The organism is Paenibacillus catalpae (assembly GCF_900112695.1).
Lineage (GTDB): Bacteria > Bacillota > Bacilli > Paenibacillales > Paenibacillaceae > Pristimantibacillus > Pristimantibacillus catalpae.
The window spans coordinates 671,923-684,818 of sequence record NZ_FOMT01000004.1 but is presented as its reverse complement, the minus strand read 5'-3'; the positions used below and the strand labels follow the sequence as shown (position 1 = coordinate 684,818).

At 52.1% G+C, this 12,896-nt stretch carries 11 protein-coding genes; 4 read left to right on the top strand and 7 right to left on the bottom strand.

All coding sequences use genetic code 11. From position 1 onward, the window contains the following. The first annotated feature begins 8 nt into the window (after positions 1-8). From opp4C to BM200_RS20840, 3 genes are read left to right on the top strand one after another with little or no spacing between them, the layout of a single operon-like run. Positions 9-941, top strand: a complete 933-nt coding sequence (gene opp4C, locus BM200_RS20850) for an oligopeptide ABC transporter permease (protein WP_091188566.1) — start codon at positions 9-11, stop codon at positions 939-941. A 13-nt stretch (positions 942-954) separates the two neighbouring features. Next, entirely contained in the window at positions 955-1,938 is a 984-nt protein-coding gene (locus BM200_RS20845) for an ABC transporter ATP-binding protein (protein WP_091188565.1), read from the top strand. Beyond that, the gene (locus tag BM200_RS20840) at positions 1,931-2,896 is read left to right on the top strand and encodes an ABC transporter ATP-binding protein (protein ID WP_091188564.1); all 966 of its coding nucleotides are present in this window, start codon (positions 1,931-1,933) and stop codon (positions 2,894-2,896) included. Before BM200_RS20845 ends, BM200_RS20840 begins: the two co-directional genes overlap by 8 nt. Before the next feature lie 201 nt (positions 2,897-3,097). Here BM200_RS20840 and BM200_RS20835 read toward each other — a convergent pair whose 3' ends face one another. The 7 genes from BM200_RS20835 to BM200_RS20805 all read right to left on the bottom strand — a co-directional run bounded on the left by BM200_RS20835 (position 3,098) and on the right by BM200_RS20805 (position 10,652). After that, positions 3,098-3,517 (bottom strand): SRPBCC family protein, encoded by a 420-nt coding sequence (locus BM200_RS20835; RefSeq protein WP_091188563.1) that lies wholly within the window; start codon positions 3,515-3,517, stop codon positions 3,098-3,100. Between the two features lie 54 nt (positions 3,518-3,571). Continuing rightward, complete coding sequence (locus tag BM200_RS20830) at positions 3,572-3,889, bottom strand: ArsR/SmtB family transcription factor (RefSeq protein WP_091188562.1); 318 nt, start codon at positions 3,887-3,889, stop codon at positions 3,572-3,574. Between the two features lie 17 nt (positions 3,890-3,906). Further along, positions 3,907-4,329: a DoxX family protein gene (locus tag BM200_RS20825; RefSeq protein WP_091188561.1), complete on the bottom strand. Its 423-nt coding sequence runs from the start codon at positions 4,327-4,329 to the stop codon at positions 3,907-3,909. A gap of 303 nt (positions 4,330-4,632) precedes the next feature. Continuing rightward, positions 4,633-6,270, bottom strand: a complete 1,638-nt coding sequence (locus BM200_RS20820) for an S-layer homology domain-containing protein (RefSeq protein WP_091188560.1) — start codon at positions 6,268-6,270, stop codon at positions 4,633-4,635. Positions 6,271-6,385: 115 nt separating this feature from the next. Beyond that, complete coding sequence (locus BM200_RS20815) at positions 6,386-8,572, bottom strand: amidase family protein (protein WP_245773102.1); 2,187 nt, start codon at positions 8,570-8,572, stop codon at positions 6,386-6,388. Between the two features lie 532 nt (positions 8,573-9,104). Continuing rightward, entirely contained in the window at positions 9,105-9,638 is a 534-nt protein-coding gene (locus tag BM200_RS20810; protein WP_091188559.1) for a DinB family protein, read from the bottom strand. A 66-nt stretch (positions 9,639-9,704) separates the two neighbouring features. Continuing rightward, positions 9,705-10,652, bottom strand: coding sequence for a helix-turn-helix transcriptional regulator (locus BM200_RS20805; protein ID WP_091188558.1), 948 nt, complete (start codon positions 10,650-10,652; stop codon positions 9,705-9,707). Between the two features lie 1,022 nt (positions 10,653-11,674). Between BM200_RS20805 and BM200_RS20795 the strand changes: the two genes are divergently transcribed. Further along, on the top strand, positions 11,675-12,895 hold the full coding sequence (locus BM200_RS20795) for an ABC transporter substrate-binding protein (RefSeq protein ID WP_091188556.1): 1,221 nt from the start codon (positions 11,675-11,677) through the stop codon (positions 12,893-12,895). Position 12,896 lies beyond the last annotated feature (1 nt).

Below are 12,896 nucleotides of genomic sequence, written 5' to 3'. Positions count from 1 at the left end.
GCTAATAGATGACGATTGCTAGTAGTGAAACGGCTCAGGGAATAAAAGTAAATAAAAACCAATCACATGTAAGATCTTCATTGTGGCGGCAATCTTTCCGGAGACTTGTACGCAATAAATTGGCGGTAACGGGATTTGCTGTTGTCGTGATCATGTTTTTGGCTTGTTTTATCGGACCATTCTTCTCGCCTTATACCGATAACAAAATCAATATGGCTTTAATGAATCACGCGCCGTATGCCAAGCACTGGCTTGGCACCGATACGCTTGGGCGGGACGTGCTGACCCGCGTGCTTCAGGCGGGCAGAATCTCGCTTACGGTGGGACTTGCTTCGATGGTATTGTCCGTCTTCATCGGTACTCTGCTTGGCATTATTGCCGGTTATTATCGCGGCGTTGTCGACCAACTCATTATGAGGCTGGCTGACTTGCTGCTGACGATACCAAGCCTTCCGCTCTTATTCATTATCGGTGCGCTGCTGTCGGAGTGGAAAGTGCCGCCGGACTACCGGATGTATATCGTTATGCTGATGCTTAGTATCGTCAGCTGGCCGGGATTAGCCCGGATGATTAGGGGCCAGATGTTGTCCTTGCGCGAGCGGGAGTTCATGCAAGCGACGATCGTGCTTGGCCTCAGCGATAGACGAAAGCTGTTCCGGCATCTGCTTCCGAATCTTGTGCCGCTTATTATCGTTATTGCAACGCTGAATATCGGCGGCGCGATATTGAGCGAATCGGTGCTTAGCTTCTTCGGATTGGGCGTTATGCCTCCGACGCCGACATGGGGAAATATGATTGATGCCGCGAATAACATGATTGATTTCCAGGAGCGGCCATGGCTGTGGCTTCCGCCGGGCTTCTCGATTTTTGCGACGGTCATTGCCATCAATATTTTTGGTGACGGCTTGCGGGACGTGCTGGATCCGAAACAGAAAAGGTAGGTGAGCTTCTATCATGAAGGATTTACTATCAATTGATCATCTCCAGACCTTCTTCAAGACGGAAGCCGGAACTGTCCGTGCCGTGGACGATGTCAGCCTGCGGATCAAGCCGGGTGAAACGGTCTGTATCGTAGGGGAATCCGGCAGCGGAAAAAGCATCACTGCCATGTCGGTAATGGGGCTTATAGGAAATGCGGGCGGCAAGGTAGAGGGCGGGAGCATCCAGTTCCAGGATCGCGACCTGCTTAAGCTGTCCCGAAACGAACTTCGTACCATACGCGGGCATGAAATTGCGATGATCTTCCAAGAGCCAATGTCTTCGCTTAATCCGGTTCTGAAGATCGGCGAGCAAGTGATTGAACCGCTGATGGAGCATCTGAAGCTGAGCAGGAAGGCGGCACGCAAGCGTGCAATCGAGCTGATTAAGCAAGTGGGCATTTCCAGGGCGGAGCAAATCATTGATGCTTATCCGCATGAGCTAAGCGGCGGCATGCTGCAGCGCGTCATGATCGCCATGGCGATCTCCTGCGGGCCTAAGCTGCTGATTGCCGATGAACCAACCACGGCGCTCGACGTTACGATTCAGGCACAAATCCTGGATTTGCTTCGCAGCCTGAAGGAAGAGAGCGGGATGTCGATTCTGCTCATTACTCATGATCTAGGTGTGGTGGCCGAAATGGCCGATTACGTAGCCGTCATGTACGCCGGCAAGATCGTCGAGCAAGGTGAAGTAGAGGCGATTTTCGCGAATCCGAAGCATCCTTATACTAAGGGGCTGCTGCGTTCGAAGCCGATCATGAATCAGCTGCGGGATGAGCTGTACTCCATTCCCGGACAAGTGCCAAATCCGCTCGAGCTGACGGAATCCTGTTACTTCCATGACCGGTGCGAGCAATGCATGGCCATCTGCCGGACCAAGCAGCCGGAGCTTATCCCGGTGGGCGATTCGCAGCAAGCGGCTTGCTGGCTGTACGAGGAGGAGAAACGGTATGCCTGAAGCGTTGCTGGAAGTGCGTAATCTGAAAAAGTATTTTCCCATTCAGTCCGGGCTTCTGAATCGGACGGTTGGCCACGTGAAAGCCGTTGATGACCTCAGCTTCACGATCCGCAAAGGCGAGACCTTTGGTCTTGTGGGTGAGTCGGGCAGCGGCAAGAGCACGGTTGGCCGTTCGATTGTCCGCTTGACCGAGAAGACGTCCGGCGACGTTCTGTTCAAAGGAACGGATATCTACTCGCTTCCGAAGGATGAGCTTCGTCAATTGCGGCCGGCTCTGCAGTTGATCTTCCAGGATCCGTACAGCTCTTTGAATCCGCGGGTGCGCGTCGGCGATGCAATAGGCGAGGCGCTTATTGATCATCAGCTGGCGGACACGTCGGAGATTCGCAGCAAGGTACTGGAGGTGCTGGAGCTATGCGGTTTGTCTGACTATCATATTGACCGTCTTCCGCATGAATTCTCGGGCGGCCAGCGTCAGCGGATTGGCATAGCACGGGCGCTTGCGCTTAATCCGGAGCTTATCATTGCCGATGAGCCGGTGTCTGCGCTGGATGTATCGATCCAAGCCCAGATCATCAATCTATTCCGTAAGCTGCAGGAAACAAACGGATTATCTTATTTGTTCATCTCTCATGATCTAAGCGTTGTTGAGCACCTGTGCACCCGGATCGGCGTTATGTATCTCGGCTCCATGGTGGAGACGGGTTCGAGGGAGGACCTGTTCTTGCGTCCGCAGCATCCTTATACGAAGGCACTGCTGTCAGCCGTTCCGATCCCGATTCCCAAGCTGAAGCGGGAACGAATTGTATTGAGCGGCGATATCCCAAGCCCGGCTAATCCGCCATCCGGCTGCAAGTTCCATACCCGCTGTCCCTATGCGACAGAGCGCTGTAAGGAAGAGGTGCCGGCTCTTCGTACCATTGGCACCGATCATCTGGTAGCTTGCCATCTGGTTTAATAGAAAGTATAAAAAGGACTCTCTCGACCGTTATTACCGTTGAGAGGGTCCTTTTCGCATATCGAAGAAGACAGCCAGTGAGCCTGAATCGCTAAAACGTACGCATTCCAACGTAGCCGCAGGGTGCCGGCCGAAACTCCGGATTCTGCTGCACATAATCCAACGTAGCCCAAGCTGCCGGACGATCACGCCCTAAATACCTTAAGCTACAACCTTTTCAAGCTCGCCGCACCATTTGCTCCAGCCATATTTAGCTCCATTAACGGCCTGAACATTAGCGAATCCGGTTTGTTCGAGGTGAAGATTGATCTTGCCGTCTCCCAGATCCTGCAGCGTCCAGGTAACGGTGTGCTCCATACCTCCGCTGTTCCATGTGTAGGATATCTGGTTAGGTGCGTCCACCGTAAGCACTTCGCCATCAATAATGCCATCCCAATACTCCGATGGTTGCGTACGGAATTGGAACTGGTATCCGACCTCGGGCTTGAAGTTATTTTCCATCGCTTCGCCTGTATGGATGTTGGCCACCCACTTGCCAAGCTTGCTTGAATCGGTCAAGGCAGACCACAGCTTCTCGATTGATGTTGTGTACTGAAAATCCAGGGATAAGGCTAAACTCATTGTTCTTCCTCCTAAAAATAGTTATGAAAGAATCAGTAGCTTCGTAAGCATGCGCTACTCTAATAGCTGGTTCAAACGTTTCATATTCGTACTCCAGGACTTGCTGTAGAACGCTACCCAATCTTGAATTTCTTTGATAGGAGAGGCGTTAAGCCTGAATCGCGTTTCTCTGCCGACTTTTCGGTCCGTCACCAGCCCGGCCTCTTTAAGAATGGCCAAATGCTTGGATACCGCTGTCCGGCCTATCGGAAACTGTGCCGTGATTACGTGCAGCGGTATCTCTTCTGCCTCTGCTAATAGTCGAATCAGCTGGCGACGAGTTGGATCTGCAATGGCGTCAAATACATCCCGAAGCGGATTTTCCTCATTCACGCAAGTTCATCACCTCCTTAAAGCTTGCGGCTCTCCGGACGCAGCGCCCAAGAGGCGATATTAAGAGCAGCGTAGAAGAGCGGAAGGATAACATTAAACCCGCCATCGCCATAATCGTGATCAAGCAGGTGGGAGAAAGCCGCACCCGTCATGAGGAAGAAGATCCCGGCGTGGGTCCATTCTTTCAGGCGCGGAAATCGCGGCGCGAGAATAGCAATCACTCCTAGCAGCTTCCAAGCCCCTAGAATCTGCATGATGTATAAGGGGTAACCCAGATTCGTGACAAGATCCACATTACCTCCTAATTCCATCAGCTGCCCGAGACCGCTTAACGTAAGAGCTCCCGCGAGTAGTGCTGTTACTGACCAATAGGCAATCTTCTTTCCTTGGGGCGTGGCGTTTACTTTTGCGGCTGTTACCGCTGCGATTGTTTTGCTCATTTTTTTTCCTCCTCGAAATGGGTTTTAAGTTTATGCAAGCTGCATGAGTGACTGATTTTTAATCCGACACCATTTGGTGTCTGTTTACGATTTTTAGTATATGACACCATTCGGTGTCCTGTCAACGGCATTTTAAATAAAATTTGTAAAAAATTCTATGGGGGGTAATGTTAGAGGGGGGATTCGCGGATTCGCTCTGGAGCACGAACTGCTTTGCATGCAAATAAACGCAAAAACGGAAGGGAACCAGGTTCCCTTCCGTTTTTGCTGAAGCTCCGAATCGCCGTGAATCGGAATTACAGCTTATTTAATAACCCCGTAAATCATTTGCGCGGCTTCGGCGCGGGTGGAGGTGCCGAGCGGGATGAATTGACCCTTTGTCCGTCCTTGAATGAGACCAAGAGATGCGGCCTTCTTGACGTTATCCAGCGCCCAAGCGGAGATGGTGGCTTCGTCCTTGAACGGTTCGGCCGCCGCAACTGCAGGCTTGCCGTTCAGCAATTCGTAGCCTCGCATCGCGATCGTGACCATCTCCTCTCGGGTAATATTGGCGCCAGGAGAGAACGTCTTACCGCTTACGCCTTGAACGATACCGGCTTTATAAGCGGCGGCAACGTCATCCGCATACCAGGCGCCTGCGGGAATATCCGTGAAGGCAGGTGTTCCTTCCGCTTTCAAGCCAAGCGCCCTGACGAGTATCGCAGTAAATTCGGCGCGGGTAATGCTGCGGTTCGGCTCGAAGGTAGAGGCTGTCGTGCCGGTCACAATCTGCTTTGCGAATAGCTCCTTGATTACGCCGGAAGCCCAGTAGCTGCCGGGGACATCGGAGAAATTCTTGTCGATCTCGAGTACCGCGTAAGAGCTGAAATGCGAGAGCTGCGCGACATATACGCCATTCTCGTACGTCCCGCCTACGAACTCGGGGGTTCCGCTATCCGGGAGATAGAAGATGGACGCCAGCTTCGGATTGATCGAGGCGTCAACCGGCAAACGAAGCGTCACAGGCTCGCTGAACTGGTGCAGATCGTAGGATGTGCCGTCCGCCGCAATCCATTGCAGCTTCAGCTCATAGCTGCGTCCGCTCAGCTTGGTATCCGTTCCAAGTGCTGGCGCACCGGCGACGGGTTTGACGGTCAGGGAGATGGAGCCGCCCTGCAGCTGCGCAGCGGTCAATCCTTTCTTCAGCTCGGTGAACACGCCGGCCGGAATTTCCAATGCAGCTTTGCCGGAGGTGACGACGTTCAGCTTGGCTTTCCCGAGCAGCTCGTCCGTATTGGCCGGCAGCTTGGTCACGGTGGCCGATTCCGGCACCGCGATTGTAGCATGGCCCGTGCCGTCTGCCTTTAATTGATCGGCCGTCACATTAAACGTACCCTCTGATTCGACGGGCAAGCCGCCTCCCGAACCACCGGAGCCGCCGGAGCCGCCCGAGCCGCCCGATGACCCGATCTGAATCGAGGTGCCGTAATGGTCTTCAACGGTACTCGCAGTAAGCCCCGAATCGACGAGCCGGATTTTTCTGACCTCGACGTCTGCCTTTCCGTTGGCAGCCGCCTTGAAGGTAAAGGAAGCCAGATCGAGCTCGCCGCTGTCGCCGGGCGAGACTCCCGACTTGGTGTGGGCGAATACGAGATGAGATTCGCCTCCGCCGTCGGCGACGACTTGGGCAGGAGTGCTGAAGCCGACAACATCCGTCTTCTCGCTGCCCGTTTTGAACGTCAGCAGATCGGAATCGTAGTACACATGTAATTCGTAGGCATACACATCCTGCAGCTCATTTCCTTTTACCGTCACGGTAACTTCGTCGCCGCTGTTCAGGGCGCCTTTGTCGGATGTCACGGTAAAGGAGGGTGAATCGGCCGCGGCCATTGCATATTGTGGTACGAGCATGGCTATCGCTAAGCAGATCGTCGTAAGTAAGGAAAGTCGTTTACGCGCCATAACAGGTTCGTCCTTTCTCGTATAGTGAAACGCCGGCGAATGCGGAAACGGGGGAAGAGGCGAAGGGGGACATGTTTTGTCCGCCTCTCCGCTCTACAGTCACGTTCCTTGGACCTTATTTGCCGGACAAAGCTGGAACCGAATTCGGCGCTACGCGGTGATGCGTAGCTTGTTCGTAAGCATAGCCAAGCTTGATCAACTCGCCTTCTTCGTAAGGGCGTCCGAGAAGCTCGATGCCGACCGGAAGGCCGCTGGACACGTATCCGGCCGGAACGCTAATAGCGGGGAAGCCGGAGAAGGGGCTCAATCGGTTGGCATTGCCGGAGCTTGAACCCGCAGGTCCCGTAGTCGAAAGATACAAGATCGCGTCAAGATCGTTGCTTGCCATCAAGCTGAGCAGCGACTGCTGGGTCGTGCGCGTACGGAACAGTACGATATCCTTGTATTCCTGTGTATCGAGCGACTCGACGTTGTTACGTGTATTCAACGTACTCTTCAGCGATGAAAGGAAATCGCTGCCCGAGTCAATGATGTCCTTCAGCGAATGATAGCGGACAACGGCCGGGTCGACCATCCGCGCGTTGGACAGGTAGTCGTTCAGGTTGAATTTGAATTCATAGCCGCTGAGGCTTGGGTATTTCATAATATCCGCGACGCTAGGAATGTTGACCCCGATCACCGTCGCGCCTTGATCCCGCATATCCTGAGCGGCGTTATTCAGAAGACCAAGTGCCTCCTGGTTGGTTCCGACAACGCTGCTATCCAAGACGAGGCCAATGCGCGCGCCTTTTAGTCCGTTTTTGTCCAAGTATTTGGTATAGCTGACCGGTTTCTTGCCGAAGCTGCCGGCCGTGACGATATCGTTCGGATCATAGCCGCTGACCGCGTCGAGCAAAACGGCGGCGTCGGATACCGTTCTGGCCATCGGTCCGCCGACGTCCTGCGACAGCGCGAGCGGAATGATGCCGTCGCGGCTCGTCAGTCCGATCGTCGGACGGATGCCGACAATGCTGTTCCAGGAAGAAGGGATGCGGATCGATCCGCCCGTATCGGTGCCAAGACCGGCTACGGCGAAGTTGGATGCAAGCGATGCGCCCGTACCGCCGCTGGAACCGCCTGGATTTTTGGTCAAATCGTAAGGATTCTTCGTTTGGCCGCCAAGCGAGCTGTTCGTATCTGTATTAATGGCAAATTCGCTCAGGTTGGCTTTAGCCAAGATGATGGCGCCGGCATCCTTCAGCTTCTTGATCATGAAGGCGTCGCTGACCGTCTGATTGTCCTTGAGACAAGTGCATCCGGCGCTTGTCGGCATGCCAATGGTGTCGTAGTTATCCTTGACGATAATCGGGATGCCGTGCATGAGACCGCGCGGACCTTTCTCCTTGCGCTCGTCGTCCAGCGCTTTCGCAGTCGCCAGCGCATCCGGATTGATCGTAATGAGGGAATTGATGTCATCATCGAATTCGTTGATCCGGTCCAGGTACATCTGAACGAGCTGCTCCGAAGTAAGCTTGCCTGCGGCGATGGCGTTCTGAATGCTCATGATATCGGCTTCCATCAGCTGGAACGGCTGGCCGTTGTCGTAGAGCACCTTTTTGCCCAGGGAAGCCAGATCCTGCAGATCGATCGTGTTGTCCTTGTTGAAATCGCCATTAGCGACTTTAGGCCAGTTCGGGTCATCCGAATGAATGCCGAAGTATTTGATCAGGACGGAGAGATCGCCGACATCGATGACGCTGTTGGCGTTCAGATCACCCTGGGCGGCGTCGGTAATTTGGACGGCTACCGATTCCTCCGGCGTTTGAACCGTGCTGCCGTCGTCCATGCCGAGCTCTACGGTGCCGCTGATTCCGCTAAGGTCTGTGGCGGCGTTGGCTTTGAAAGTCAAGGTAAGGATGGAGCCGACAGTTGTCAAGCTTCCCGTTGTATCCGTTGTTACGATGGTGACCTTGCCGGTCTCGGCGTTTACGCCGGCAATGCTGACTGCCGAGTTGGCCGACGCAGCGGAAATGTAGTCAAACTGAGCAGGGTCATATTCGAAAATGAATTTTCCCGCGGTCGCATCGCCGGTCGCGCCCGTCAGCGATACCGTTACGTTGAAGCTGTCACCAACCGAAGTGAGCGCAGGGCCGGATAGCTGAACCATCGCATTTGGCGCTTGAGCTTGAGTCTGTTCCTGAACGAGAGACGTGCTCGTCGAAGCGTTGGCGTATGCGCCGGTGGTGTTCAGGAGCGGAGTGGAGTAGATAAGCATGCTGCCCAGCAGCAGAAGACTGGTAAATTTAATAATCGGTTTAATCATGGCGTCCTCCTTGGATTGGCACAGGCCAGTCTATTAATGTCAAATATAATAACTTGGTAGACAAAACTGCTAAAGAAATCTCTATAATATATGACATTAATATTACATAAAATGTTCCTCCCTTGAATCTCTCTATCAGTCTATCGCTTTATATTAGTTATGTTAGCTAAGTAAATCAAACGAGTAGAAAGCTGAAGAAACCGCTTAAATGTTATGTTTTATACGTTTTAATCGTTTTCTCTTGAGGGATCTCTTTAGAGTGCAAAACCTATAACATAAATGTTAAGTTTTATGACACGTGTATTTAAAGGCTCTAATAAATTAGAGCTGAAACGCCATTAAGGGTTTTTTTACTAGATGAAATTCAACGTAAGGCGGGAAAGAGGGTCAAACGAAACGAGGTATGCGATTATGCCGGACAATATCCAACGTAGAGGAGGAATCAAAAAACCAAAAAAGGAGCTGCGGCCTATAGCTTCTGCTCCTTTAGGGAACTTACTTAATATAGTTATGCTGCTATGTGTCAGGTCCTTTAAGCTCCAATGGCTTTCAAACGTTCCAACTGCAAGAAATGATGCCGGTAGTGCATCTCTACCAGTAAAAACCACTCTGCAGCATTTAAAGCTCCAAAATTGGGATGGGGGACTGTATGCTCTAGAGGGGCTTGAATTAATGCTGGTTCCGTATGTTTCATGCGTTCCGCTACGTCTTGAAGCCCTGCGATCAACTGCTCCTTACTCTCCGGCTGATTCGGTGTGTACTGAGGCGAAGCCGGGACTCGTATCCGAATAGGCGGAAAACTTCCAAGCTCGAAGGCTTTCTTTCCGTTCTCTGTTTTTTTCCCTGTGCCCTCCGACACCGCCTCGTTGCCTGCGATACATTGATCAACGTTGCGCAGATGCAAGTATTGAGCGGACCGAATTAAATGAACATACATTTGTCCAATCGACCATTCTTCCTCGCTTGGCTTTGCGAGCAATTGCTCCATGCTGAATTGATTCAGTTCATCTATATACCGATCGACCGATTTTTGAAAGGCCTGCAAGGCTTCTGTTGTGCTTCTCATTTCAATAACACTCCTTCTATATTTGGGATATTCCCAATATAAAAGAACGCTACTGACAACAGTATGTCAGTAGCGTTTGAACATTTTTTCGGCTTCTTCCCGAACGCGGAAGCGTAAAGACTCTGGTTCCATAACTTCAACGTCTCCGCCCCAGCTAAGGATAAGATGAAGGATTTCCTCCGGCGCACGAACGCGCAAGTGTACCCAGAGACCACCCTCGCGCTCCTCGGCGGATTCGATATAAAAGTTTCCGGTCTCGGCGATTTTATCGGCAATCTCGGGGTTAGCCCGAATCCATACATGCTCGCTGCGGTCATCCTGCGGACGGTAAAGGCTTAGGTTGAACCCGGGCGGCATGGCAAACGGCGTGTCGAGCACGACAAGCTCCGTCATTCGCGATAACCGGAAATGGCGGATATCCTGGCGCAGCCCGCAATGCCCGATCAGCATCCAATTGCCCTGGGCAAAGACCAATCCGTAAGGGGCTACCTCGCGGATACTCTTACGGTTGCCGTCCGCTTCCGGCGTCTTTTTCTTATAGGAGAAGCTTATTTTACGACGCTCCAGGATAGCGCGCCGCACTTGTCCGAGAGTGTCTTTTTCGTTCATGCCGGTTCTTGGCTCTCCGGCGTTCAGGAGCCGCATCGTTTCCCGGACGCGTATCGATTCGTCACGTACAGTCTCCGGAAGGATAGCTTCAATCTTGCTCTTCGCAGCTTTTGCTGCTCTTCCGTAATCGCCATCGAGCCGCTGCTCGATAAAGTCTGCGCCAAGCAGCAGGGCTACCGCTTCTTCAGCCGAAAATCCGATGGGCGGCAGAAAATAGCCTTCCATCAGGGAATAGCCATGACCGGGAGCGCCAAAGATGGGAATGCCCGTCTCGCTCAAGGCTTGGATGTCCCGATAGATGGTCCGCACGCTTGTCTCAAACAAAGCAGCCAAATCCTCCGCTCGTACTACCTTGCTCCGCTGCAACTCAAGCATGATGGCGAGCTGCCGATCGGTTTTGTTCATTTTGCTTCCTCCGGTGTACTCATTGATTGCTAGTTGGAATCAAGTAATTGATGCTTGAACGCGTAGAGGACCTTTTTGCGTTCTTCGAAATCTTTCTCCGCTCCTGAAATCCAGGGTCCCCATGCTCCCATTGCTTGGCACTCTCCCATCGAGCGTTCCTCTAAATTATACCTATAAAGAATATATCAATCGGCTCGTGTGATGACTAGTGGGCGCGGCAGGGGCTAGGTTGGAGTTAGTCCAGTAAAATAGTGCGGAAACGTGAAGATAGTTCGGCTACGCTGGATTCTATCCAATGGAATTGGCGGTGATGAGCTAGTTTGAGGCTGCACTAGTAAATTCTGCTGTATGAAATCCAACGTAGGTTATGGAGTTAGTTGCAAGGAGGAGATTATGCTGGACAAAATCCAACGTAGGGTATGAGAGGGCCTATGATGATGAAGCGGCGACAGCCCTGGGTGTCAAAATGTCCAAGCTGCCGACGATCAGGTCCGTATAACTAGACATTATTATCTTTGTCATGTTGGTGATTCCTTTTCTGTTGTCTATAACGCGAAATTCCGACAGGCAAATTCAAGACTCCCATCAGGAAGCAACTTATTATAGGCACTAATAGAATAAATGTAGGGTAATTGGGTTTGCCGTCGCCGACGGGTCCAATCTTCGGCTGATGCATATCCCAAAACATATACAGCAAGAAGATTACCGGCAATAGAATGCATACGATGCTTGCAACGATATGGAAAATCGATCTAGTCAAGCCAAACTGCCTCCTACTCATCAGATTAGTCCTCTATAAGTATTCGCATGACCGAAAAGCATTTCCTTTAAATGCAATTGCCTTTCTGCTCGGTGCATGAAAAATGAATAAAAACTTTCATGTCCTAAAAAATAATAGTTTTTTACTAAAACTCCACATGGCCGTAACATGCCTCTTACAATCGGGCTCTATCATCTAACTCGAGAGACAAACAAAGATGAGGACTTGGAGAGAGCCCATCTCATAGGAGGAAATTATCCTTATGTTCATTTCGAAGAAAAAGCCAGCTCTGGTGCTGATGACACTGGTGTCTGCGATGGCCATTATGTCCGCATGCGGAGACAACAAGAGCTCGAATACACTCTCGAACGCCGTGCCAACGGACGCGCCAGCAAGCACGAATGCAAACGCACCAGCACCAGCCGCAGAACAATCCGCTGCTCCGGCAGAAGAATCGGTTGACGCTTTGTATGCAAAGGCGAAGGAAGAAGGCAAAGTCGTTGTTTATTCGACCTCCGGTCGCGCGAACGATGCGGCGGAAACTTTTATGAAGCAATATCCGGGCATCAAGGTAGAAGTGAGCAAGGTCAAATCCGATGAGATGATGGACAAGGTGACGAAGGAGCAGGACGCAGGACAGTTCAACCCTGACGTCATTATTACGAAGGAAGTCAGCGGAGCGGTGGAGGAAGAGATGGTTCTGACAGGCCGTTACCTCAAATACCTGCCGGAGGATATCGCGCCAATGGTGGATGAGCCTTACCGCACGCAGGCGGAAGCTTATGCGAACTACGTGGAGTTCCGGACTCTTTTCTATAACAAATCTACATATACCGAAGCACCCGTGACGAACTGGTGGGATCTCACGACTCCGGAGTTCAAGGGCAAGGTGTACACGGCCGACCCGCTCAGCTCCCCGGCGTTCATGGATCTGTTCACGACAATGGTCATCAACAGTGATGACATGGCGGCAGCTTACAAAGAGAAGTTCGGCAAGGACATCGTCCTTAACGGGACGGAAAATGCCGGCTACGAGTTCATCCAGGAGCTGTTCGATAACGGTCTGATCGTGCTCAAGGGCAGTGACGACGTGCTGGATGCCATCGGCAAAACAAAAAGCGACGCCCTTGGCCTTGCCGTATCGGGCGACGTTTCGAAGAACGAAGAGAACGGCTGGACGATCGCGCCGATTTACGATATTAAGCCCAAAACCTCCGTTCCGGACTCCGGTTATTTCTTTATCGCAAACAAAGCGCCGCATGAAGCGGCGGCGAAGCTGTTCATCCGCTGGATGATGGGCGAGAAGGATGGCGCGGGCGAAGGGCTTGCTCCGTTCAACGAAGTAGGCTCGTGGGTACCGCGTTCGGACGTGAAGACGAAGAATGATATTTCCTTCGAGGAGCTCAACCTGTGGCTGTTCGACGGCGACAAGCTGTACAACACGGCTCCGAAGGTGCGCGACTTCTGGATTAAACAAAAATAAA